We start from the raw sequence: 24,466 nt of genomic DNA, 5'->3' as shown, positions 1-24,466 counted from the left end.
CCGATCGCGTCGGACACCGTGCGGTAGAACTCATAGATGCCGCGCTCGCCGATGCGGATCGTCGCGCCGTGATACGGCGGCATGACCATCACCATCGCGGCGCCCGCGGCTTGCGCGCTGCGGCTGCGTTCGGCGCACTGGTGCGAGCTGAAATGGGTGGTCGTGACGATCACCGGCACGCGGCCGGCAACCTGCTCCAGCACCAGATGCATCAGCGTGTTGCGCTCGTCGTCGGACAGCGCGAATTGCTCGGAGAAGTTAGCCAGGATGCACAGGCCGTTGGAACCCGCATCGATCATGAAGTCGATGCAGCGTTTCTGCCCTTCCAGGTCGAGACGGCCGGCCTCGTCGAAGATGGTCGGCGCGACGGGGAACACGCCGCGCAAGGGAACAGGGTGGTGGGCTTGGGTCATGGCGATGTGAGTTGTGAGTTGTGAGTTGAGCCGGGGTGCTCAGGCGTAGGTTTTTGAACGTCTCCGTTGCCGACTATACGGCTGTGAGCGTGGCAGGTATATTGAATTGTTTCCATCTTGTGATCGCTTTTGCGACTCACCGCGTCGCTGCCCACGAATCCATGAAAGACACGCTGAACGTTCTGTTGTCCAGACTGCGTATGAAGCAGCTGCAACTGCTGATCGCGCTCGACGACCACACCTCGCTGCACAAGGCCGCGAGCGCGATGTCGATGACGCAATCGGCCGCCAGCAAGGCATTGCAGGAGCTGGAGTCGATCCTGGAGGCGCCGCTCTTTGAGCGCTCGAAGAGCGGCATGATCCCGAACCAGCTGGGCCATTGCGTGATCCGCTACGCGCGGCTCATGGCGACGGACCTCACCGCGTTGTGCCAGGACGTCGCCGAGATACGTTCCGGGCGCGGCGGCCGACTCGCGATCGGGGCGATCATGGGCGCGATTCCCGAACGCGTGGTGCCGGCGCTGAATGAACTGCATGCCGGGCAGCCGGGCCTGTCGATCGAAGTGATGGAAGACACGAGCGCGCGCATGCTGCTGCAACTCGACGAAGGCCGGCTCGATCTGGTGATCGGGCGTGCAACGGTGGCCGCCGATCCGGCGAAATACCACTATCGTCCGCTGGGTGACGAGCCGTTATCCGTGGTGGTGGGTTATGGCCATCCGCCGTTGCCGAGGAAGGAGGTGAAACTGCGTGACCTGGCCGGCCACCGCTGGGTGATGTATCCGTCGCATATGCCGTTGCATGCGTTGCTCGAACGGGAGATGGACCTGGCGGGTCTGGAGATGCCGGATAACCCGATTTCGACCGCCTCCACCTTCGTGACGGTGGCGCTGCTGCAAAGCAGCGCCGATCTGGTTTCGCTTTTGCCGAGCGCGATCGCGGAGTTGTTCGTGCGGCAGAAAATGTTGCGCTTCGTGCCGGTCAAACTGAAGTCGCCGTCGCAAACTTTCGGCATTGTGACGCGCAAAGGCGGCGTGCTGTCGCCGGCGGCCGAGCAATTCATTGAGTTGCTATGTGGCCGGAAGACGGGGCAGGCGCTGACGAAAGGGGAAAATCGACTGGCACAGAAGCAAAAAACCGCCTGAAACGGCGGTTTTGCGGCGGGTGAAAGACGTCCAATATCTCACGCCGATCAGCGCTGCGCCATGTCGTGTGGTGGGGTGTTGCTGCGGCGACACTGTCGGGTAAATCCGAACCGATTACCCCTTCACGTTCCGCGCTACACTTGACCGAAGGTGCGCCAGGTTTTAGAGCATGGCGCCCGCTCGGGGAGAGCAGCCATGAATCGGCCACTGGTTCGATTACCGCTTCGCGCGACAGGTACGGCGCCCGTCAGGAAGTGGCTCAAATGGGGGCTGGCGGCGGCATTTCTGCTCGCGCTGGCTGTGGCGGCCCGCGTGATCCAGGTCGAGATCGAAACGTCGCGGCTGCAGGCGCGCTATCTCTCCGAACTCACGCGCGACGTGGGTTTTTCCGTCGCCGACGGTCCAAGCCATTCCATCCGCTTTCCTCAAGCTGACAAAGGCCCCTACGACAGCCGCCTCGGCTACGCGTTGCTGCCGTCGTTTCAGCAGCGCTTGCTTGAACGCGGCTTTGAAGTCAGCGCGCAAGCGCGTGATTCCGAACGGATGCTGTCGCTTGCGGATAACGGTCTATTCATTCCCTACGCGGAAAAAGATCAGGCGGGGCTGCAGCTGTTCGACGGGACCGGCGCGCCGCTCTTTGGCGGGCAGTTTCCAGGCCGCGTTTATGACGGCTTCGATTCGATCCCGCCGCTGGTCGTCAATTCGCTGCTTTTTATCGAAGACCGCTATCTGCTCGATCCGGATCAGCCGAACCGCAATCCGGCGATCGATTGGGGGCGCTTTAGCCATGCGCTAGTCGATCAGGGGGCGCGTGTATTCAACCGTCATCAGTCGACGCCTGGCGGCAGCACCCTGGCGACCCAGATCGAGAAATTCCGCCACTCGGCAGGCGGCCGCACCGCGACGCCGCCGGAAAAATTGCGGCAAATCGCTTCGGCCTCGGTGCGTGCTTATCTGAATGGTCCGCAGACCATGCCAGCGCGCCAGCAGATCGTCGTCCACTATCTCAACTCGGTGCCGCTAGCCGCGCAGCCGGGTATCGGCGAAATCAACGGGATGGGCGACGGGCTCGCCGCCTGGTACGGTCGCGATTTCAACGACATCGATCGCATCCTGAAAGCGCCGTCGACGGAAGCGAACCTCCCGGAGCAGGGCGTGGCGTTTCGCCAGGTGCTCTCGCTGATGATCGCGCAAAGGGCGCCGTCGTATTTCCTGCATCGCGGCTATGCCGAACTCGAACGTCTGACGGACAGTTATTTACGGTTGCTGGCGAACGGCGGCGTCATCTCGATGCCGTTGCGCGATGCCGCGCTGTCCGCGCAAGTGACGTTGCGCCACGCGCCGAGCCCGACGCAGAACGTGGACTCATTCGTGTCGCGCAAGGCTGTGACATCGATGCGCTCGCATCTATTGGCGGCGCTCGGCATCCCAAGTTTCTATGAACTCGACCGGCTCGATTTGCAGGCGAAGGGCACGCTCAACAACGCCGTGCAGCAGGCCGTGAGTGAACGGCTCGCCGCGGCCGCCACGCGCGACGGTGCTAAAGCCGCCGGTCTGGTCGGCTATGAAATGCTGCGCGCCTCCGACGATCCATCGAGAATCGCCTATAGCTTCACGCTGTTCGAACGGCGCGATGGCGCCAACCTCGTGCGGGTGCAAACCGATAGCGTGAACCAGCCGTTCGACATCAACTCCGGCGCGCGCCTGAATCTCGGTTCGACTGCAAAACTGCGTACCGTGGTGACCTATTTGCAGATCGTCTCCGACCTGCACGCGCGTTATGCACCGCTGAGCACAGCAGAGCTGAAAGCCGTGAAGCCCGATCCGAACGATCAGCTCACGCGCTGGGCACTCGATTATCTGACGCATACCTCGGACCGTTCGCTGCAAGCCATGCTCGATGCGGCCGTCGAGCGCAAATACTCGGCCAGTCCAGGCGAAACGTTTTACACGGGCGGCGGCGCGCAAACCTTCAACAACTTCGAAGCCGACGACAACAGCCGCATTCTCACCGTGCATCGCGCATTCCAGCATTCGGTGAATCTGGTGTTCGTGCGGCTGATGCGCGATATCGTCCACTACGAGATGGTGCGGACCACCGGAGCGTCGTCGCAATGGCTGGGCGATCCGGCGATCCGCAAGATGTATCTCACGCGTTTCGCCGATCAGGAAAGCCGCGTGTACATGAATCGTTTCTACACGAAGTATCACGGCAAAACACCCGATCAGGCGCTCGCTTTGCTGTTGCTCGGCGTACGCAAATCGCCGCCTAAAGTGGCGACGGTGTTGCGCAGCGTCGCGCCGGATGAATCGAATGCATGGTTCAACGCGAAGATGCGAGCCGCGCTGAAGAACACGCCGGCTGCCTCCGTGCTCGACGATGAGGATCTGGCCAATCTGTATGCCAAATACGCAATCGACCGTTTCAATCTGAACGACCGCGGCTACATTTCGAGCGTACATCCGCTGGAACTGTGGACGCTCAACTATCTGCGAGCCCATCCCGAGGCGACGCTCGATCAGGTACAGAAAGCCAGCAGCGACGTGCGTCTGTCGACTTATTCGTGGCTCTTCAAGACGCGCTATCACGCCACCCAGGATCGCCGCATCAAGCGGATGGTCGAGTTGCGCGCTTACGATGCGATCGGCAAATCGTGGCAGGCGCTGGGCTATCCGTTCGCGACGCTGACGCCCTCGTTTGCGGCGGCGATTGGCGCATCCGGCGATCGGCCGGCCGCGCTCGCGCAACTGATCGGCGTGATTGCCAACGGCGGCAACAAGGTGCCGACCGAAAGCCTCACGCAACTCGATTTCGCGAAAGACACGCCGTACGAAACGCATTTCCAGCGGGCAGCCGTGGCGCCGCAACAGCAGGTGTCGCCGGAAATCGCCGGAGTGGTCAGAATGCTGTTGCGCGATGTGGTATTGGGCGGCACGGCCAAGCGTCTCGCGCAGGGCATGACGTTCCCCAACGGCCAGACACTCGAGATTTACGGCAAGACCGGCACCGGCGACCAGCGCTTCAATGTATGGGCCAAAGGCGCGCGTTTGATCGAGTCGCGCAAGGTGAATCGCAGCGCGACGTTCGTGTTTGTGATGGGAGACCGCTTCTATGGCACGCTGACGGCCTGGGTGCATGAGCCGTATGCGGCGCATTACGAGTTCACCAGCGCGCTCTCGGTGCAGTTGCTGAAGTCGCTCGCGCCGGTGTTGCAGCCGTTGCTGAAAGATCCACCTGTGAAAACCGCTTCTATCGCGAAGGTGGCCGCGCAATGAGCAGCGCGGTCTAATAATCCGCGTCCGTCGCCGGCTTGAGGAATAGCTCGTGCACGGGTGCGAAATGCGCGTACAACGGCAGAATCGCACCGCCCATCGCGCGGGCGTCGGCACCGATGGTGCCTTCCAATAGTTGTGGGCGCACCATCCCCTCCCATTCAAAGCGATCGAGCACGCGCTCGGTCCGCCGGATGATTTCGCGGACCAGTTGCCGGTCGAGTTCGCCGTCGATCACCACCGCTTCCAGGTCGAGCAAGGCGGCGGCATTGGTCAACGCACTGGCGATCGCGGGGCAAGCGGTGTCGAGCCATTGTTCGGTCCGCCGCCAGAGTTCCGGCGACAACGCGCGATGGTCATGCGCGGCGGCGGACGGCGCCCCCGCATTGCTCAACAACTGTTCCAGAACGAAACCCGATGCCGCGTGCAGCAGTTGCCGCGCCGGTTTGCGCGCGCTGCCGTCTTTCAACGGAATCGAGCCCACCGCGCCCGCGTTGTCATGCGGTCCGCTGTGCAAACGGCCGTCGATCACGAGGCCGCCGCCGATAAACGTGCCGACGAACAGGTAAAGAAAGTTATGAATCCCGCGGCCCTGGCCCATCACGAGTTCGGCGGCGCAGGCGGCGGTGGTGTCCTTGGCGAATTCGACGGGCAAGCCTGTCATGGTCGCGACGCGGCTGCGCAAGTCGATCTCATGCCACGCTTCCAGCGCGTCCGGCGGCGCGCCGAGAAAGTCGCGCCAGCCGCCGAGCCACAACGGCGCCGCGACGCCTACGCCCACCACTTTGTTCGCCTTCGCGCCGAGCGTCTGATTCATGCGCGCCAGTTTGCTTTCGAGCGCGGGGAACAGCGCGTGCGGATCGGGATAGGCATACTCGACGACATCGCGGCACACCACGTGGCCCGCGAAATTCATCGCCAGCACGTCGAGACTGCGTCGCCCCACCTTGATGCCGATGGTGTACGCGCCATCCGCATGCAACGCGATCGGCACCGACGGTTGGCCGATCCTGCCGCGCACGCGGGCCTGCTTCTCGAGCAGGCCGTCGTCGATCAGACGGTCGACGATCATCGACACCGTCTGCATCGACAGACGCGTGAGACGGCCCACGTCGGCCTTCGGCAGCGGCCCATGCAAGCGGATCGTCTGCAGGACGATTCGTTCGTTGAATTGCCGCATGCCGACCTGATTCGAGCCGACCGTGCGTTTGAGCGGCGAGCGGGTGCCGGTGGTGTCCATCGTCGCGCGCCGCTCAGATGAGTGCGGGCATCATGCAATCGCCTTGACGTCCGCTTCCTTCGCGCCCGTCATGATCGCCACGGCCTCCGACATGTGAATGTCTTTCGTGTTCACCACCGCCGCGCGCCGGCCGAGCCGCTGGATATGAATGCGGTCCGCGACTTCGAACACGTGCGGCATGTTGTGGCTGATCAGAATCACCGGCAAGCCGCGTTCGCGCACGCGGCGAATCAGTTCGAGCACCATGTTGCCTTCCTTCACGCCGAGTGCGGCGGTGGGTTCGTCGAGAATCACCACATGCCGCGCAAACGCAGCGCTGCGCGCCACCGCAACGCCTTGACGCTGACCGCCGGAGAGCGTTTCGACCGCCTGGCGCATCGAACGGATGCCGATTTGCAGATCCTTCATATGCGCGGTGGCTTCGTCGAGCATGCGGCGCTTGTCGATCATCTTGAAGATCGAGCCACGCCAGCCGGGTTTGACGAGCTCACGCGCCAGAAACAGGTTTTCGGCGATGCTCATGGCGGGCGCCACCGCGAGTTCCTGGTAGACGGTTTCGATGCCTTGAGCGCGCGCATCCAGCGGGCTGCGGAATTTGACCGGCTTGCCGTCGAGCAGGATTTCGCCTTCATCGGGGACGGTGGCGCCCGACAGCGCCTTGATCAACGACGACTTGCCCGCGCCGTTGTCGCCGATCACGGCGAGAATCTCGCCGGGCAAGACCTCGAAATCACAGCCGTCGAGCGCGGTGACGTTGCCGTAACGTTTGACGAGTCCGCGCGCCTGCAGAACCGGCATCACGGCAGAAGCGGAAGTAGGTGTCGACATGACAGGCCCCAGGCAAGGTAGTGGCGGTGAATGCTCAACCGCGACGATGGGAAAGTTTGTCCGCGGCCACCGCGAGAATCACCAGCATGCCGGTGATCAACACCTGGTAGACCGAAGAGACGCCGATCAGCGTCAAGCCATTGCGAAACACGCCCACGATCAACGCGCCGAGCAGCGTGCCGACAATCGAGCCGCGTCCGCCGAACAGACTGGTGCCGCCCAGCACGACGGCCGTGATGCTGTCGAGGTTCTCGGTTTGCCCGGCCTGCGGATCGCCGACGCCGGTGCGCGACACCGACAACAGCGCGGCAATCCCGTAGATCGCGCCAGCCAGCGAATACACGATGAGCAGAATCTTCTGCGACGAAAGGCCCATCAGGCGCGCCGCTTCGGGGTTGTTGCCGAGCGCGTACAGATGCCGGCCGGGCACCGTGTCGCGCAGCACGAACCACGTGGCGAGATACATCAGCAGCGTGAGCACCGTGCCGTAGGTGACATCGGCGGGACCGAGCTTGAACGTGTTGCCGAAGAACATGATCGCGTCCGGCAGGTTCGAGACGCTCTCCGCGTTCGAATAGATCTGCGTGAGTGCGAACGCGATGTTCAGCGTGCCCAGCGTGACGATAAAGGCCGGCAGTTTGATGCGTGTGATCAGCACGCCGTTGAGCGCGCCGAACAGCGTGCTCGCGGCGATCCCGCACAGAATCGCGAGAACGGGTGGCACGCCCAGTGTGACCGCGAACTTGGTCATGATGATCGAGCCGAACGCCATCACCATCCCGCACGAGAGATCGATCCCGCCGGTCAGGACGATCAGCGTCTGGCCGATGGCGATCACGGCGACCACCATCGTCTGTTGCAGGATCAGCGAGAGGTTCTGGAACGACAGGAACCGGTTGCTTTGCGAAATGAAGAAGCCGCAGGCCAGCACCAGCGCGATCAGCGGTCCGATTTCGGCGAGCGACGGCAAGCGGTCGGCGAAGGTGCGCGAGTGGGCGGCGGGCGCGGAAGGAGTCGACATGATAGGTGTCCTCGATGCATGTGCGTGGCGGCTTGGCCACGTGGCGAATACGGCGGCCGGCGAACTGGAGGCCGGCGATCCGAATTCCGGCTGTCCAGCGATGCGGCGATCCTGGGGCGGCCCAGCGCAGCGGGCCGCCACTCAACGCTGGTTACTTATTACCCCAACAGTTATCCACGCCGAACTTCGTATCCTTACTGTCGACGCCCGACATCGGCTTGTCCGTGATCAGCGTCACGCCCGTGTCCTGATAGCCGGAGACTTTCTTGCCGGTCTTCGCATACTCGACACCCGCGGTCACGCCGAGCGAGGCCATCTTCAATGGATACTGCTGCGAGGTCGCGGCAATCTCGCCGGCCTTCACGTTGCGTACACCCTCACAGCCGCCGTCGATGGAAACGATCATCACGCTCTTGTCCTTGCCCGCCGCTTTGAGCGCGCGATACGCGCCCGCCGCGGCCGGTTCGTTGATCGTGTAGACCACGTTGATATCCGGCGACTTCTGCAGGCAGTTCTCCATCGCCGTCTGCCCCTTGGCCTGATCGCCGCGGGTGTCCTGGCTGCAGACGATCGACGGATCACCTTCCTTCACACCGAAGCCTTCCAGGAAGCCGTTATGACGCAGCACGCCGACCGATACGCCGGGCGCGAGATCGAGCGTGGCGATCTTCGCGGGCTTGCCGTTCATGGCGGCTTTCGCGTACTTGCCGATCAGCACGCCGGCCTTGAAGTTGTCGGTGGCGAAGAGGGCGTCGGTGGCGTCTTGCGGATCGGTCGGCGTGTCGAGCGCGACCACCATCACACCGGCGGCGCGCGCTTTCTTGATGCTCGGCACGATCGCCTTGGTGTCGCTCGGCGTGATCAGAATCGCTTTCGCGCCGGCTGTCATCATGTTTTCGATAGCGGTGACCTGGCTCGCGTTGTCGCCGTCGAATTTGCCGGCCGCGGTGATCAGCTTCGCGCCGTCTTTCGAGGCAGCCGCTTCGGCGCCCTGTTTCATCTTCACGAAGAACGGGTTCGTGTCGGTCTTGGTGATGAGGCCGACCACGGGCTGGTCGGCCGCCTGGCTCGCGCTCGCACACCACACGGCCGATGCCGCTACGCACATCGAGACGATTTTCCTGGCGACAGGATGCCTGCGGGAATTCAGATTCATGGGACGCTCCTCCGGTTATTGGCCACGACGTTGTGAACTGCGGGCGGTGACGCACGCGAACGCTGCGCGCTTGTTACCTGTTTGCGATCTGATCTGATTGCAATCCGGTTTTGGAATCTCCTGCGATTCCAACGCAGTCCAAACTGGACCGCCTAAATCACTTTGGTTGATTTAGTACAGCAGGCGAGTGGGCGTCCGTCAAGAAAACGATTGGCGAGGACATCGCCCGGCCGAACCGGTCACGAGGGCCGCAGAGCATGCGGGGCGGGGCTTGGCGGGTGTGATGCAGTGCAAGATCGAGCGACGCGGCTTGGGGAAAGTCCTGGTTCGCGTGTAAGTAAATTGTCAGTTAACGCGCCTGACGCGGTGCGCCAGTCGATGCGCGCACAACCAGCTTCGGCAGCGAGGAAACCCGCGGCGGACCGTTCGAGAGTTCGACGGTACTCGCGTACTACATGTACGGCCAGGCGATCAAGTATTACCGCATCGGCTATTCCGCGGCGCTGGCGATCCTTGTGTTCACGTTGGGTTGACGTCTGGCGCGACGAAGGGGTGAAGGGCGCGCTACGGAAACGCGTCGGCGGAGAAAGAAGCACTTGCGATGTCTGCACCTTGACCTTGCTCGCTTGAGTTTCCAGAGGCCGCGCCGGTGAGGCGGTCGTTGCGACCCCGGTCGCACAACGCTCAGCGCGCTAGTCCACATTGAAATGCACACGGATGTCCTGACGGCTTTCCACCGGATGCCCGGCCTGCATCGCAGGAAAGAACCGCCATTTACGGAGCGTTTCTAGCAGGATCTGATTGAGCCGCGGGTTCGATGTCGGCTTGATGAGTTCGACCTCGACTGAGCCGTCGGCGTGAATCATGAAGCGCGCCGTTGCGACCGTTTGATAGGCCTGGTCGCGTAAATCGTCAGGGAGTTCCGGCAACGGTTGAGCCATCGCGTGCGCGCTTGTATCGCCGGACGTGTCGCCGGACGAGGTGGCCGAAGGCGCCATGCTTGCGCTTGGTTCGGAAGACGGCGTCGCGACACGCGCTGGTGGATCGGCCGCCAATTTCGGATTGCTTGCGGCAGGAGCGGGCTGAACGGATGCAACGCTCGGCACCGAACGCGCATCCGGTTGCGAAGGTTTAACTGGCGTCGTAAGTGGTTGAGCTGAAACGTGAGGATGCGTTTCGGCAGGTTGTCGCGTCCTGGTCGGGGTGATCGATGCAGGCGCGGTGCGCTTAACCGGAGCCTCTTCCTGAGCTTTCGGAGGATCGAGTTCGATCAGCCGCATCTCAATTGGCTTTGCAGGTACGTGTGGAGATGTCGTCGTGCTCAACCAGCGCCCGAACTGAAACAGGAACACGATCCATACGATCAGCGCGGCCACTAATGCCAGCGCGATTCGTATTTGCGGGGAATCGTCCATAACCGCAGCGACGCGCATCCGGCTACTCACGGCGTACTGCGATCAGGAACCGCTCCGCGCCCGCGCGGCGTGCGGCCAGCATGGCCTGGACGACCACGCCGTGGCCCGCTGCGTCGTCAGCGGCGATCACCACGTTGCCGTCCGGTTGCAGCAGGCGTTTTACCGTCGGCTCGACCTGATCGGGACGAACGGCCTGTTGGTTCACGAATACATCATTCCTGCTGTCCACCGAAATGGTCAAAGGTTCGTGCGCCGCCATCTTTTGCGCGCTGCCGGCCGGGAGGTTGACCTTGACGGCGTCGAGCCGCTGCATCGCGAGCGAGGCGAGCATGAAGGTTGCCAGTAGAAAGAACATCACGTCGATCATCGGAATTATTTCGATGCGGCCGCGTTTGACCGCGCGCGAGCGCTTGAACTTCACGGCAGTGCTCCGGCGGCGGTGTCGGCGAGACGGTTTTCGCTGAGCCGTGCATTCGCGAACGACTCGAGTTCATCCATGAGCCGTTCGAGCCGGCGGGAGAAATAGTTGAACGCAAACAGCGCGAACAACGCGACCACGAGACCGATCGCGGTTGCTACCAGCGACTGCGCCACGCCGCCCGTCACGCCACCCGGGTCGACGAGACCGTCGCCGCCGAACAACTGGAACGAATGCATCATGCCGACGATGGTGCCCAGCAGACCCAGCAGAGGCGCCGCGGTCACGATGGTCTCGAGCACCCAGAAGCCTTTGCTCATGTCGCGTTCGATCTGCGAGGCAACCGCTTGCGCCTTTGCCTCGCGTAGCCATAGCGGGACGGAAGGATCGGGTGCCCATGGCGCGTTCATTCGCGTGAAAGCGTTCTGATGGGCAACATCTTTTAACCTGCTGGCCCAGTCAACAGACGATTCCGTCCCGCCGATTTCATGCGCCCCACGCATGGCCTCCGGTAAGCGGCCAAAGCGCAGGAATACGTATGATCGATCGAGGGCGATCGCTACCGCCAGAATGGCGAGCAGCGTCAGCGGATAGATGACCCATCCGCCTACGCGTACCGCCGCCAGAACACTTGCCCAATCTTGCATGACCTACCCCTTCGTAGTCTGACGGAATCAGAAATTCCTGGTGATGCCGGCGTAGACGGCAAAATGTGGACCGTACTGCGGTGCGCCGACGCCGATACCCGATCCGTCACGCAACTCATAGACGCGATTGAACGCATTGACCACGACCAGGCGTGCATCGAACTTACCGATGAGCGGCTGGTTGAAGTGCTGTATCACACCGAGATTGATTTGCGTATAGAGCGGCAGCCGATCCGTGTTCGCAAAGCCGCTACGCAAGCCGCTGCCCACCATGCCATCGAACGTGAAGGTCGTTCTGCCGAACCCGTAGGCGCCGCCGAATGACGCGGTGATGCGCTGGTCGTGATCCAGATAGACCCAGTGACTGTTGATATAGGCGAGTTCGGCCGGGTCGAAATTGAACTGCGCCGAATCGATCTGGGTTCCTTGCGCGCGGCTCCACGCGAGATTCAGGTACGCGGACACGTTGTCCTGTTTGTAGTTGGCCGTGAACTCGACCCCATACGCGCGCCCCTGCTGGTAGTTGAACGGAGTGTAGATGAGCGCGGAGCCGAACTGGCCTTCATCGAGCAGGTTCGTGGACTTCTTGTAGTAAGCGTCGAGTCCGACCGTCACGTTCGATCCGAGCCGCTGGGTCACGCCGAGATCGAAATAGTGGCTGCGTTCCGGCTGCACCGGGTCGTTCTGGCTCGACGGACTCTGGTTGGTCGTGCCATTGAAGCGGCTGATGGTCGAACCGGACACCAGTTCGAACGCCGGTGGCGTGAAATAACGCGAGTAGCCGGCATGGAGCGTCGTGGCCGGAGTCAGCGCATAGACGAGGCCGATGCGCGGGCTGAGTTGGCTCGCACTGACGTATTCGTCCATCTTGTCGTAGCGCAGGCCGTAGTTCAGCGTGAGCTTTTCCGTGATTTTCCACTCGTCCTGCACGTAGGCGCTGTACAGATACCCGGTCTTGCTGCTGGAATCCTGGATATTGAAGGGCTGGTCGGACAACTGGTTGCCGTCGGCGTCCGCCGCGAATACGTCGACGCTGTCGTTGAACACCGCGTGTTCCTGCTGGAAAAAGAGGCCGGCTCGAATCGTATGCTTGTCGTTCAGCCGCCAGGTTGTGTCGGCTTGTGCGCCACTGGCCGTGTTGCTGTGAAAGTCCTGCGACGCCACGCCGTTGAAGAGCAGGTCGCCAACCGGGTCCGGATTGAATTGCGTGCGCGTGTAGCGGGTAAACAGCGCCACCTGATAGTCCAGCGCGCCGCCATTGGTGCCCTGGAGGGCGACCACGGCGAAATTGTTCAACTCCGATTGGGTTTCGTTCAACTGACTCGAATCGAACGTGCTGCTGCCGTTAAGCGTGAAGTTGGTCGGCAAGCCGGGCGTGTTGGGAATCTCGAACTGGTTGCTGGTGGTGCCGAACATCACGCTCACGCGCGTGAGCGGGTTGATGATGTACGACATATAGCCGAACGCGTCGCCCTGGCGCGTGTGATCATGAATTGCGTTGGCACTCGCGGTGGGATTCTCGATCCCGAGGTTGTTCGTGCCGAGCGAGCCGCTGAAGTAGTAACTGAACGGCCCCTGATTGCCGAATACATCCGCGCTGGTCTTGATGGTCTGATGGCTGCCGCCGAACACGTCGATCGAGCCACCATTGCCCTCATCGCCCGACTTCGTGCGGATGTCCACCACGCCTGCTGTGCGGTAGCCGTACTGCGCCGGCAACGCGCCGGTCAGCAGGTTCACCTGGTCGATGATGCGAGTGTCGAGTGCCTGGCCGAAACCGCTGATCGGCTCCGGAATGATGATGCCGTTGATGCGGTATTGCAGATTCGCGTGATCTCCGCGCACGTGCAACTGGCCGTATGAGTCGCTTGCCACGCCGGGCGCCTGCAGCAGCACCTGGTTTAACGGTGTGTCTTGCCCTGCGGGCAGCGTATCGATGTCGGCCTGACTGAAGCGGTACACGCTGCTGCCGGTCTCCGGCAACAGTCCGTTGCGGGCCTGGTCAAGGCGTTTGGCATTCACCTGAACGTCGAGTGTGTCGCTTTGAGCGAGTTTGACGCTCACCGCGCTTTGCGCGCCCGCGGTCGTGGTCGTCATGCTGTTGCCGCTCGCGAAACCGGCTGCGATAACGACGATCGCATAGGTGCCCGGTGTCACGTGAGCGATCGCGAAGTGGCCATCGGCGTCCGTCTTTCCCTCGTTGACCGCGGCGCCGCTTGCGTTCTGAACGCTCACGGTGGCGTTTCGGATGGGCTTGCCCGCTGTGTCGGTGACGGCGCCGGTCACCTCGCCTTCATTGGGCGCGGCATGGGCGTGGGCGGCGATAGCGAACAGCAGCAAGGCTGCGTGGGAGACGCGCGTGCGGTTTTTCATCGTTATTTATTCAGGGTTGACCACGGGGTGAATGCGTTTCCGTCTTGTTGACGTTTTTTTCGTGCGACTCGGATGACGGACGTGCGCTTACCGGCTCCCTATCTGCCGGGATCCTCGTCATCGTTTGTCTCGGAGAATGTTATATCATTACATCAGAAAACAAAAATGACAACTGGATAAATGGCACTGCAAGTGGTTTGGGGAGGTGAGGAGGGCGTTTGAAGCGTGAGTGGAAGCCCGGATTCGGGCCGCCGGAATCGGTTGGCGCGGGGGCGTGCCGTGATCGGGTTTAGATTCCGATGATTCCGATGATTTCGATGACGGCGCAAGGCGGGCCGTCATCGAATGCACAACTGAGTTGCTCTGTGAGCGTATTGCTCGTCGGCCCGCTCACAACTGGGCGTGCCCCACGAAGTGCTGCCATTCTGCGCAGTGCCACCATAGGATTGCTGCTCCATCTGCTGGTCGCTGTGCGCGGCGATCTTCGCTTCAGCGGCTTGAATGTCGGCCGGATAGTTGGCGTCGTCGCCGCTCGACGGGCTGAAACCCGCCTGTTCGACGCGCGCCAGGTCGGCGCGGACTTCGGCGCGTGTCACCGGCGCGTTTGATTGTGCGAAGCTCAGAGCGGGAGCGGCCATCGTGCCGACGGCGAGAGCGAAACAAACAAGAGCGTTTTTCATGATTGATATTCCTTCTACGAATGGGCGAATTGAGGTAAAGCGATTGTCGTAAAAAAGCGCTTCTTTAGCTGCCGAAGTACGGTGTGCAGAATCCTGCAGGGCCGACACATGCTGTCGTCGCCGCGGTGGATGGCTGGACGGGTGTATTAGAGGAGGAAGCGCGGTGGCCCGCCTCCGTCGAACCGGACATTGCCGGACCGTCGCCACTTGTGTTCATCTTCAGACGCGCAACCTGTTGCGAGAAGATTGGGTGGGTCTCGGGGTACGACGTATCGGTCACGAAGCGTGAACCGTTAGCTTCGGCCTCGACCAGTTGCTGGCGCACTTCCGCACGGGTTTTTTCCTGTGCCGATGCCTGGGTGACTGCGCCGGCCGATGCAAGGAGGATCATCGAGAGAGTCATTGCAAGTTTGAGTTTCATTTTGGATGCCTAATTGATGGTGATTGAATCCAGCTAACTATGTGATTGGGAAACTACGTCGTTACTCGTCCATCTATGCGGCCTACGTGCTGCTGGCGTTGCTCGGAAGCGCTGCTGATTTCGCTCGAGGACCGTCTTTTTGTTGTCGTCTATGCAGGGGCAAACACGTCGAGGTGATGCTTATTCCCATTTTTTTTTGAAGTGTTCGGGGAGGGCCAAAACCTTACGTTTTCCTGAGCGCATTTACATGCAAACGGCTGACAGCCGGTGGCGCCGGATTGCTGCGCAATCTCAGAGTAAGTTTTCCCGCTCTGTGCCGCTGAGCGCTTTCTCCCGGCCTCGTTTGCGCGGGCCAACCCTGTACGCCACCGTACCGACTTCCTCCCTCCACGGGAGCATCGTCATTACAAGCCTTTCTTTATTCTCCGTTGCCGCGATCGAAGCAGCTCGCGCGATCAGGCTTCCCTGACCGGTTTGTGCGCCACCTCCATTCCGCCCGAAGCGGCCAAACGCGGAAATCGCCCCGATCATCGATATCGGCGTGCATGGGGTGAAGGTGGATCTTTATCTCGAACATCTGTGGGACCGCAACATCACCATCACCACGCGGCTGGTCGACACCGTCAGTACGCCGATGCTGCTGGATACCTTGCGCGCCCACAAGCTCGATCCCAAGCTTCTGATCACGCATCGCTTCAGGCTCGATCAGATTCTCGATGCTTACGGGACCTTCGCGCATGCCGCCGACCCGCACGCGCTGAAGGTGATCATCGCGGCCTAGTCGCTCGTCTCGACAGGATGGCTGCCGCGCTCAGGCGGCGGCATCTCGTACATGGCCGCGGTGACATCGGCGTGGCCCGGTTTGGCGGCCGCCACGTGCGTGGTCTGCGCCTGCCGGGCCGGCACCAGCAACACCGGACAGCACGCGCTGCGCACCACGCGTTCGGCCACGCTGCCAAGAAACAGACGTTTGAAGCCACGCCGGCCATGCGTGCCGAGTACCAGCAGGTCCGCGTTGAACTCGTTCGCCGTGATGCGGATGCGCTCCGATATGTCCTCGCCGACCGGCGCGACGTCCACCATGCGCGGCGTGCCGGCCACGTTTTCGTGTTTCATGCGGGCCAGTACGTCCGCCAGCAATTGCTGACCTTCCTTCACGAGCGCGTCACGCAGGATCGTCGGATCGTAGCCGGAGGCGTCGTACGCCATCAGCGGATTGTCGACGACATAGAGCGGCTGCAGTTGCGCGCCGGTCTCGTGCGCGAGCTGTAAAGCGGCGTCGAACGCGTGCTCGGACGTTTCGCTGCCGTCGATCGCTACCAGAATGCGTGTGTACATGTGGACCTCGGTGAGTTCAACCCGGTGAGTTCAATCGCAGTGCAAGACAAGCGGCTAAGCACATACGCTGTGCGCAGCGTCTAGACGGCTTTCAGATCGGGCAGCAGACGGTCGAATTCCCGCCTCACCACCCGTAACATTCGCATACCCGTGCTTCGAGACCCGGCCGGTCGATGACTTCGATGTGGCCATAGCTATAGCGGATCAGCCCCGCGTCCTGCAGCTTGGTGGCCGCTTCGGTGACGCCGGGACGGCGCACGCCGAGCATGTTGGCAATCAATTCCTGGGTCATGCGCAGTTCGGTGGACGGCAAACGGTCGACGCTCAGCAGCAGCCAGCGGCACAGTTGCTGGTCGATCGAATGATGCCGGTTGCACACCGCCGGAAGGTTCGATGATCGAGCGTTCGCCGATGCCGCGCGGCGGCCGGACTACGCTTGAAGTATAGTTCGCGCCGCGCGATATTCGGCATGGCGCGCCGCGCGCACGCGGGTGCATACCGACTCTGCAGCCACTCTGGCACGTATCGTGAAGGCCGTCTGTACGGTGGCGTTCAAGACCCGGCCTAGCGAAAGATCTCGGCGATCAGATTGGCCACCGTCCGGATCCGCTCGCTATCGCGCAAGGCGGGGTGCAGCACCATCCACACGTCCTGGTCGAGCGCCTTGATGTGCTTCTCGATGCAGACCAGATCGCTTGTGGTGTCGCCCGCGAGCTGGGCGAGCACGCCGAGCCCCGAGCCGCCCAGCACGCCGTCGAATACGCCCATGCCGTAGCTGCTTCGAAGCGAAGGCGCGGGCGCGCCGGCCAGGGTTTTCAGCCATTGCGTGGCCGGATGATCCGGTTGCCGGTCGTCATACCCGACGAACGACAGCTTGTCCCATTCCTTGCGCGTGATCGCAGCCTTGTGGCGCAGATAGTAGTCGCGCGAACCGAACAGCCCGAAGCGGATCCTGCCGATTCGCCGCACGTACAGATCGCCCTCGTCCGGGCATTCGGACCACAGCGCGATGTCCGCCTCACGGCGCGCCAGGCTATAGGGCCGCCGCGAGGTCAGCACTTCGATGGCGAGCCCGGGCAGCCGGTCCTGGAACGAGCCGAGCAGTTTAAGCAAAATGTAAGACGGCCATTCGACGGCGTTGATCCGCACCGTGCCGTGCGCCCCCGCACCGCCGGTCACGTCCGCGGCACGCTCGATCTGGTGCGCGAGGTCCTCCATCTGCTCGGCCCAGGCCAGCACCCGCGCGCCGAATGCCGTCACGGTACAGCCTGACGGCACCCGGTCGATGAGCGGCTCGCCCAGCCGCCGTTCCAGTTCGGTCAGACGGCGCGACAGGGTCGGCGCGCTCAGATCGCAAGCCGCGGCAGCGCCTCGCATCGTCCCCTCGCGCGCGATCGCCACCAGAATCCGCAAGTCGTCCCAGTCCACGTGTTCCATTTTTGAAACGCCATATTTTGAAATTGGGCATAGCATAACGTGGATCGCGAGGATAGCATTGGACTTGGCCATACTCGTCCCGGCATCTGGCAAGGAAACCCCGAGCTTTCATCGGCGGGCGGCAAGTGTGGCGAACCTGCCCATCACACGACTCAACGGCTATCAGTACGTAGACCGAACGAGCGATACGGAGACATCAATGATTCGTCATTTCCAACCGGCGCGGCGTCGCGCCATCGTAGCCAGCGCAGCCTTTCTCGCAGTGTCGGTGCTGCCCAGCGCAGCGTTCGCTCAGGCCGCTCACAAGCCGAAAGTCGCGCTGGTGATGAAATCGTTGGCGAACGAGTTTTTCCTGACCATGGAAACCGGCGCGAAAGACTATCAGAAGCAGAATCCCGCCAAGTTCGATCTGGTCACGAACGGCATCAAGGACGAAACCGATACGGCTAACCAGATTCGCATCGTCGAACAGATGATCGTCTCGAAGGTCGACGCGCTGGTGATCGCCCCGGCCGACTCCAAGGCGCTGGTGCCGGTTCTCAAGAAGGCCGTCGACGCCGGCATCATCGTGGTCAATATCGACAATCAACTGGATACGGGCGTGCTCAAGTCGAAAGACCTGAACATCCCGTTCGTCGGTCCGGATAACGCAAAGGGTGCGCTGAAGGTGGGTGACTATCTGGCCAAGCGCCTCAAGTCGGGCGACAACGTCGCCATTATCGAAGGCGTATCGACCACCACTAACGCGCAGCAACGCACGGCCGGCTTCAGGCAGGCCATGACGGCGGGTGGCATGAAGGTCGTTTCGCTGCAGTCGGGCGAGTGGGAAATCGACAAGGGCAACGCCGTCGCGAGTCAGATCCTCAACGCGAACCCGGACGTCAAGGCGCTGCTGTGCGGTAACGACAACATGGCGATCGGCGCGGTATCGGCCGTGCGCGCGGCGGGCAAAGCCGGCAAGGTGCAGGTGGTGGGCTATGACGACATCAACGCGATCAAGCCGATGCTTGCCGACGGCCGCGTCCTCGCCACCGCCAATCAGTATGCAGCCAAGCAAGCCGTGTTCGGTATCGATACGGCTTTGAAGGCGCTTTCCGAGCACAAGAAGCAGTCGGAATTGTCGGGCGTGGTCGAAACGCCTGTCGATCTGGTCACCAAGTAAGACCGGCACCGCGCGTGGCCCGCGCTGTATGGCGGGCCACGTTGCCTGATCTTTGTCTGGCTTTTGTCAATTTGATGTCTACTCCCAACCCATCCCTTCCTGACGCCGCGCCTGTGCTGAGCGTTCGCGGCATCGGCAAGACCTACGCCGGGCCCGTGCTGGCCGATATCTCGCTGGATCTGTACGCGGGCGAGGTGCTGGCGCTGACCGGCGAGAACGGCGCGGGCAAGAGCACCTTGTCCAAGATCGTCGGCGGTCTCATCACGCCGACCACCGGTTCGATGACGCTGGGCGGCGCGGCCTACACGCCGGCCAGCCGCAAGGACGCCGAGGCGCTCGGCGTGCGCATGGTCATGCAGGAGTTGAATCTGTTGCCGACGCTCTCCGTGGCCGAGAACCTGTTCCTGAACCGTTTGCCGCAGCGCGGCAGGTTCGGCTGGATCGATCGCGCCAAACTGCGCGAGGACGCCCGGCACGCCATGGCGCAAGTCGGGCTCGACGCGATCCACCCCGACACGCTGGTGGGCACGCTGGGCATCGGACACCAGCAGATGGTCGAGATCGCGCGCAATCTGATCGGCGATTGCCGCGTACTGATCCTCGACGAACCCACCGCCATGCTGACCGCCCGCGAGGTGGACCTGCTATTCGAGCAGGTTGAACGGCTCAAGGCGCGCGGTGTCGCGCTGGTGTACATCTCGCACCGGCTTGAAGAATTGAAGCGTATCGCGCGGCGTGCCGCCGTGCTGCGCGACGGTCGGCTCGTGCATGTCGACGAAATGACCAATCTCCCGGCCGACCGGCTCGTGACCTTGATGGTCGGCCGCGATATCGGCGAGCGGATCGACCTGGGCGAGCGGCGCATCGGCGGCGTGGCGTTCAAGGTGGCGGGCATGACCCGCGAGCCGGTCGTGCACGATGTGTCCTTCGAAGTGAAGGCCGGCGAAATTTTCGGCATCAGCGGGCTGATCGGCGCGGGCCGCACGGAATTGATGCGGCTGATCTACGGCGCCGATCGCGCGGACGCCGGCACGGTGTCGATCGCCCGTGGCGGCGGCCCGCTCCAAGCCGTGAAGGTCGCGTCGCCGTCGGACGCCGTGCAGAACGGCATCGCGCTGATTACCGAGGACCGCAAAGGCGAGGGCCTGCTGCTGACGCAACCCATTGCCGCCAACATCTCGCTCGGCCATCTGCGCGCGGTGTCGAAGCACGGCGTGGTGGACGGCCGTCGCGAGGCGGCGCTGGCGCGCAAGCAGATCGACGCGATGAGCATCCGCAGCGCGGGGCCGTCGCAACCGGTGTCCGAGCTGTCGGGCGGCAACCAGCAGAAGGTCGTGATCGGCCGCTGGCTGGCGCGCGATTGCACGGTGTTGCTGTTCGACGAGCCCACTCGCGGCATCGACGTCGGCGCCAAATTCGATATCTATGCGTTGATGGGCGCGCTCGCGCGCGAAGGCCGCGCGTTGGTGGTGGTGTCGAGCGATCTGCGCGAACTGATGTCGATTTGCGACCGGATCGGCGTGATGTCGGCAGGCCGGATGACGGGCCTGTTCGAGCGCGGCAGCTGGACCCAGGACGCGCTGCTGGCAGCGGCGTTCGCGGGCTACGCGAAACGCGATGAATTGCTGCACGAGCCGATCGAACCCGACGCCAAAGCGCCCGGCGTGGTGGTGCCCGGCACAGCGGCACCCCACACAGCGGCGCCCGACTCGAAATCTGTGGAGTATTGAAGCATGACCGTACCAACCAGCCTGCCCACGGTGCAGAACGAACCGCCCAAGGACGCGAAGCCGGTCGGCACGCGCCTCGGATTTTCGAATTACCTCGGCCTGCTCGGCGCGTTGCTCGGGATGATCATCCTGTTCTCGCTGCTGAGTTCGCACTTCCTGAGCTACGACACCTTCAGCACGATCGCGAACCAGATTCCCGATCTGGTGGTGATGTCGGTCGGCATGACCTTTGTGCTCATCATCGCCGGCATCGATCTGTCGGTCGGCTCCGTGCTGGCGCTCGGCGCGGCGCTCACCAGCGTCGCGGCCTTGCAATGGCACTGGCCGGCGCTGCCCGCGGCCTTGCTCGGCATGGCCGGGGCGGCTTTGACGGGTTGCGTGACCGGCGCGATCACGGTGGCCTGGCGGATTCCGTCGTTCATCGTGTCGCTCGGCGTGCTCGAGGCGGCCCGCGGACTCGCGTATCAGCTGACCAACTCGCGCACGGCCTATATCGGCGATGCGTTCGATTTCCTGTCCAATCCGATTGCGTTCGGCATTTCGCCGGCGTTCCTGATCGCGATCGTCGTGATGGTGGTGGCGCAACTGGTGCTGACCCGCACGGTGTTCGGGCGCTATCTGGTCGGCATCGGCACGAACGAGGAAGCAGTGCGGCTCGCGGGCGTCAATCCGCGGCCCTACAAGGTGGCCGTATTCGCGATGATGGGCCTGCTCTCCGGCCTCGCGTCCCTGTTCCAGATTTCGCGGCTCGAGGCGGCGGACCCGAATGCCGGCTCGGGCATCGAACTGCAGGTGATCGCGGCCGTCGTGATCGGCGGAACCAGTCTGATGGGCGGGCGCGGCTCGGTGATCAGCACGTTCTTTGGCGTATTGATCATCTCGGTGCTGGCCGCGGGCCTCGCCCAGATCGGCGCGACCGAGCCGACCAAGCGGATCATCACGGGGGCCGTGATTGTGGTGGCCGTCGTGCTGGATACATATAGAAGCCGGCGTCGCGCCGCATAAGTCGAACACAAGCGAACATCAGCGATCATGAGCGGTCCTGCGTGGACGCTCGGCAGGAGAGTGGAAAGTGTCGAAAGAAGCAAAGCAGGGCCGCGTGCTCGTGGTAGGCAGCATCAATACCGACCTGGTGGCGCGCTCGCCGCATTTGCCGCGGCCGGGCGAGACGATCGGTGGCCATGAGTTCTCGCAGGTGGCCGGCGGCAAGGGCGGCAACCAGGCGGTGGCGGCCGCGCGCATCGGCGCGCGGGTGGCGATGGTCGGACGCGTTGGGAAGGATGCGAACGGCGCCCAGCGGGTCAAGGATCTGGAAGCCGAGGGGATCGACTGCGCGGGTATCGAGGTCGACCCGGCACAGCCCACCGGCGTCGCGATGGTGACCGTGTCGGACGACGGGCAGAACACGATCGTGGTGGTGGCGGGCAGCAACGGCGAACTCACACCGGAAAGCGTTGCCCGTCACGAAGCGGCGATCAAGGCCAGCGACGTGGTGGTCTGCCAACTGGAAACGCCCTGGAACTCCGTTCACGCCACCCTCGCGCTCGCGCGGCGGCTGGGCAAGATCACCGTGCTGAACCCGGCGCCGGCCACCGGCCCGCTGCCCGCCGAATGGCTGCCTCTGGTCGACTATCTGGTGCCGAACGAGGTCGAGGCCGCGATACTCGCCGGGCTGCCGGTCGAATCGCAAAGCGGCGCGCGAAGGGCGGCGCTGGAACTGCAACGCGGCGGCGCCCGCAACGTGATCGTCACACTCGGTGCGCAAGGGGCTTATCTGTTGCCGGAAGGCGGCGAAGGCACGCATTTCCCGGCGCCGCAGGTGAAAGCGGTGGACACGACCGCAGCCGGCGACACTTTCATCGGGGTATTCGCCGCGCAACTCGCGGGCCGTCAGCCGCTGGAAGGCGCGATCGGTCTTGCGCAACGGGCGGCCTCGATTTCGGTCACGCGCGCCGGTGCGCAACCGTCGATCCCGACGCGCGCGGAAGTCGATAGCGCGGCTTGAAACGGACGCCTGTGTGACTTGAGGCGGTCCAATCTGTAACGCTGGGTGGTTCGACGTTGAACGACCAGCGCCATCTCGCGATGGTGTCTGCTGGTTTATCGCGATCTTCACCAGACTAAATGGACGAGACATGAAATCACAATGCGTAGGCATCCTCATGATGACGCTGCTCCTCGGTGCATGTGGAGGCGGTATATCGACCACCGACCCGCTAGTCACCGCGCCGAAGCTCATCATCGATTCGGACTTCAACACGATGGGCGACGACGGCCAGCTCTTCGCCATGACCACGCAGTTGATGGGGCAGGGCAAGGTCAATCTGCTCGGGCTTACGGTGGTGACCGGTAACGACTGGCTGCTCCAGGAGGAGTCCGATGCGCTCAAGGCGGTGGAGCGCATGGGTGTGCAAAACGTGGTGGGTGTGTACGGTGGCGCGGACTATCCGCTGCAATACGACGTAGCGAGCATTCGCGCGCAGCAGGCCGCCAATCCGCACGGCTATTTCGGCGCGTGGAGCCGGCCGGAACCGACCCAGCAGTCGCAGCTCGTTGCACCGCCGGACGGCTTCGCGGTGTCGACGAAACTGCAGACGCAAGGCGCCGCGGATTTCATGATCCAGACCATCAAGCGTTATCCGAACCAGGTCACGATTCTGGAGGTGGGGCCGCCCACCAATCTCGCCACGGCCATCATGAAGGCGCCGGAGATCGTGCCGCTGATCAAACAGATCGTCTATATGGGCGGTGCGATGGCCGTGCCGGGCAATGCGAATGCCGTGGGGGAACTCAACTGGTGGTTTGATCCGCTTGCCGTGCGCACGGTTCTGCAAACGACGATTCCCCAAGCCGTCATTCCGCTCGACGTCACGAATACGGTTCCGCTCACGCAGAGCGTGTACGACCAGATCGTCAATAACCCGAGCAAGCAGACCGCGGTGACGAAAGCGTATGGCATTGCGAATGCCGGCGCGTTCGCCAGCAACACCGATCTGTTCGACACGCTGACCATCGCGTATTTCATGGACCCGAGTTATGCCACGCAAACGAAAAGCGCTTACCTCGATATCGACACCACCAGTGGCGAGGACCAGGGGCACGTAATGGTCTATCCCGATCAGCCCGCGCCGGGCGCGTCACCGAAGAAGATCACCTACGTCACGCAGTTCGACAACAATCGCTTCTTTAGTCTGTATGTCGATCTGCTCACGCGTCCTGTGCCGATTACGTTGCCTTGATCGCGGCACGGCCGGACGAATAAACGAATGCTTCGCATGCCAGGGCCGCGGTTTCTCAGATGCGGCCCGGGTCGAGCTGGTTCGAGCTGAAGTCGCAGCAAGAAGCCTGGGCTCTTCATCGTCGTGGACGCGGTGCAGCACGCGCCGCATGGCGTGATCGATCTGCAGAAGACGCCGGTGGACGGCATCAATTTCGCGCCGTGCTGGCGTTGCACCGTTACGAACTCGTGGAACTGCGGCAGCGTGATCCGCACGGATCGACGCCGCACTTGACCCGGCAGGGCCGCGAATTGCTGGACCGCCTGCGCACCGGGGCAAGGGAATAGGCAGCGCGGCGCCGCAGCCGCAGCCGCGCCGGAGGTGGCCGACTTGTCGCGGGAGGGTGGCGAGGGAGGGGGAGTCATCAACGCAAGCGGCTCGCTAAACGTTTGCGCGTTCACGGCGGATGTCTAGCGGCGCATCGCTCTCGATGTGCCACAGGAATCCAGAACGGTCGGCTTACGCGGCTTATTAAGCAGCTGATTACGGAC

The 24,466-nt window shown here is 62.8% G+C and carries 19 protein-coding genes and 4 pseudogenes; 9 read left to right on the top strand and 14 right to left on the bottom strand.

Features of this window, described 5'->3' with window-relative positions; translation table 11 throughout:
- Nucleotides 1-413, bottom strand: a 413-nt coding sequence (locus QOC89_RS10560) for a dihydrodipicolinate synthase family protein (RefSeq protein ID WP_323044960.1), incomplete at its 3' end; no start/stop codon positions are given.
- A gap of 161 nt (nt 414-574) precedes the next feature.
- On the opposite strand from QOC89_RS10560, the gene QOC89_RS10555 reads away from it, so the two are divergent.
- Both QOC89_RS10555 and QOC89_RS10550 read left to right on the top strand, forming a co-directional pair.
- Nucleotides 575-1,558 carry a LysR family transcriptional regulator gene (locus QOC89_RS10555; RefSeq protein ID WP_323044959.1) on the top strand — a complete coding sequence of 328 codons (984 nt, stop codon included), beginning with the start codon at nt 575-577 and terminating at the stop codon, nt 1,556-1,558.
- Nucleotides 1,559-1,753: 195 nt separating this feature from the next.
- Entirely contained in the window at nt 1,754-4,834 is a 3,081-nt protein-coding gene (locus tag QOC89_RS10550) for a transglycosylase domain-containing protein (RefSeq protein ID WP_323044958.1), read from the top strand.
- 10 nt (nt 4,835-4,844) lie between these two features.
- Here QOC89_RS10550 and QOC89_RS10545 read toward each other — a convergent pair whose 3' ends face one another.
- The 4 genes from QOC89_RS10545 to QOC89_RS10530 all read right to left on the bottom strand — a co-directional run bounded on the left by QOC89_RS10545 (nt 4,845) and on the right by QOC89_RS10530 (nt 9,076).
- On the bottom strand, nt 4,845-6,071 hold the full coding sequence (locus tag QOC89_RS10545) for an ROK family transcriptional regulator (RefSeq protein ID WP_323044957.1): 1,227 nt from the start codon (nt 6,069-6,071) through the stop codon (nt 4,845-4,847).
- A gap of 30 nt (nt 6,072-6,101) precedes the next feature.
- On the bottom strand, nt 6,102-6,899 hold the full coding sequence (locus tag QOC89_RS10540) for an ATP-binding cassette domain-containing protein (protein WP_323044956.1): 798 nt from the start codon (nt 6,897-6,899) through the stop codon (nt 6,102-6,104).
- A gap of 34 nt (nt 6,900-6,933) precedes the next feature.
- The gene (locus QOC89_RS10535) at nt 6,934-7,920 is read right to left on the bottom strand and encodes an ABC transporter permease (protein ID WP_179740864.1); all 987 of its coding nucleotides are present in this window, start codon (nt 7,918-7,920) and stop codon (nt 6,934-6,936) included.
- Between the two features lie 151 nt (nt 7,921-8,071).
- The gene (locus QOC89_RS10530) at nt 8,072-9,076 is read right to left on the bottom strand and encodes a sugar ABC transporter substrate-binding protein (protein WP_323044955.1); all 1,005 of its coding nucleotides are present in this window, start codon (nt 9,074-9,076) and stop codon (nt 8,072-8,074) included.
- A 410-nt stretch (nt 9,077-9,486) separates the two neighbouring features.
- On the opposite strand from QOC89_RS10530, the pseudogene QOC89_RS10525 reads away from it, so the two are divergent.
- A pseudogene (locus QOC89_RS10525) lies at nt 9,487-9,609 on the top strand (sugar ABC transporter permease); the annotation flags it as partial.
- Nucleotides 9,610-9,768: 159 nt separating this feature from the next.
- On the opposite strand, the gene QOC89_RS10520 reads toward QOC89_RS10525, so the two are convergent.
- The 6 genes and pseudogenes from QOC89_RS10520 to QOC89_RS10495 form a co-directional block, all read right to left on the bottom strand.
- Nucleotides 9,769-10,491 (bottom strand): TonB family protein, encoded by a 723-nt coding sequence (locus tag QOC89_RS10520; protein WP_323044954.1) that lies wholly within the window; start codon nt 10,489-10,491, stop codon nt 9,769-9,771.
- Nucleotides 10,492-10,513: 22 nt separating this feature from the next.
- On the bottom strand, nt 10,514-10,912 hold the full coding sequence (locus QOC89_RS10515; protein ID WP_323044953.1) for a biopolymer transporter ExbD: 399 nt from the start codon (nt 10,910-10,912) through the stop codon (nt 10,514-10,516).
- Entirely contained in the window at nt 10,909-11,556 is a 648-nt protein-coding gene (locus tag QOC89_RS10510) for a MotA/TolQ/ExbB proton channel family protein (protein WP_323044952.1), read from the bottom strand. The genes QOC89_RS10515 and QOC89_RS10510 overlap by 4 nt, the downstream gene beginning before the upstream one ends.
- Nucleotides 11,557-11,583: 27 nt before the next feature.
- The gene (locus QOC89_RS10505) at nt 11,584-13,929 is read right to left on the bottom strand and encodes a TonB-dependent receptor (protein WP_323044951.1); all 2,346 of its coding nucleotides are present in this window, start codon (nt 13,927-13,929) and stop codon (nt 11,584-11,586) included.
- A 401-nt stretch (nt 13,930-14,330) separates the two neighbouring features.
- Nucleotides 14,331-14,609 (bottom strand): annotated as a pseudogene (locus QOC89_RS10500) (DUF4148 domain-containing protein); the annotation flags it as partial.
- Nucleotides 14,610-14,673: 64 nt separating this feature from the next.
- Nucleotides 14,674-15,030 carry a DUF4148 domain-containing protein gene (locus tag QOC89_RS10495; protein ID WP_323044950.1) on the bottom strand — a complete coding sequence of 119 codons (357 nt, stop codon included), beginning with the start codon at nt 15,028-15,030 and terminating at the stop codon, nt 14,674-14,676.
- Nucleotides 15,031-15,541: 511 nt separating this feature from the next.
- On the opposite strand from QOC89_RS10495, the pseudogene QOC89_RS10490 reads away from it, so the two are divergent.
- A pseudogene (locus tag QOC89_RS10490) lies at nt 15,542-15,811 on the top strand (alcohol dehydrogenase); the annotation flags it as partial.
- On the opposite strand, the gene QOC89_RS10485 reads toward QOC89_RS10490, so the two are convergent.
- From QOC89_RS10485 to QOC89_RS10475, 3 genes and pseudogenes are all read right to left on the bottom strand, one after another.
- Nucleotides 15,808-16,368, bottom strand: coding sequence for a universal stress protein (locus tag QOC89_RS10485; protein ID WP_323044949.1), 561 nt, complete (start codon nt 16,366-16,368; stop codon nt 15,808-15,810). The pseudogene QOC89_RS10490 and the gene QOC89_RS10485 sit on opposite strands and share 4 nt — an antisense overlap.
- An 80-nt stretch (nt 16,369-16,448) precedes the next feature.
- Nucleotides 16,449-16,750, bottom strand: a pseudogene (locus QOC89_RS10480) (Crp/Fnr family transcriptional regulator); the annotation flags it as partial.
- A 182-nt stretch (nt 16,751-16,932) separates the two neighbouring features.
- On the bottom strand, nt 16,933-17,805 hold the full coding sequence (locus tag QOC89_RS10475) for a LysR family transcriptional regulator (RefSeq protein ID WP_179740874.1): 873 nt from the start codon (nt 17,803-17,805) through the stop codon (nt 16,933-16,935).
- Nucleotides 17,806-18,004: 199 nt separating this feature from the next.
- On the opposite strand from QOC89_RS10475, the gene QOC89_RS10470 reads away from it, so the two are divergent.
- From QOC89_RS10470 to QOC89_RS10450, 5 genes are all read left to right on the top strand, one after another.
- On the top strand, nt 18,005-18,967 hold the full coding sequence (locus tag QOC89_RS10470; protein ID WP_323044948.1) for a sugar ABC transporter substrate-binding protein: 963 nt from the start codon (nt 18,005-18,007) through the stop codon (nt 18,965-18,967).
- Between the two features lie 74 nt (nt 18,968-19,041).
- On the top strand, nt 19,042-20,697 hold the full coding sequence (locus tag QOC89_RS10465; RefSeq protein ID WP_323044947.1) for a sugar ABC transporter ATP-binding protein: 1,656 nt from the start codon (nt 19,042-19,044) through the stop codon (nt 20,695-20,697).
- A 3-nt stretch (nt 20,698-20,700) separates the two neighbouring features.
- Nucleotides 20,701-21,702 carry an ABC transporter permease gene (locus tag QOC89_RS10460; RefSeq protein WP_179740876.1) on the top strand — a complete coding sequence of 334 codons (1,002 nt, stop codon included), beginning with the start codon at nt 20,701-20,703 and terminating at the stop codon, nt 21,700-21,702.
- Between the two features lie 67 nt (nt 21,703-21,769).
- Nucleotides 21,770-22,702, top strand: a complete 933-nt coding sequence (gene rbsK, locus QOC89_RS10455; protein ID WP_323044946.1) for a ribokinase — start codon at nt 21,770-21,772, stop codon at nt 22,700-22,702.
- Between the two features lie 130 nt (nt 22,703-22,832).
- A complete protein-coding gene (locus QOC89_RS10450; RefSeq protein WP_323044945.1) occupies nt 22,833-23,936 on the top strand; it encodes a nucleoside hydrolase in 1,104 nt (367 codons plus the stop codon).
- Nucleotides 23,937-24,466 lie beyond the last annotated feature (530 nt).

This window comes from Paraburkholderia sp. (assembly GCF_034668105.1).
GTDB lineage: Bacteria > Pseudomonadota > Gammaproteobacteria > Burkholderiales > Burkholderiaceae > Paraburkholderia.
The sequence above is the reverse complement of the archived record's forward strand: the minus strand, read 5'-3'. Positions and strand labels throughout refer to the sequence as shown.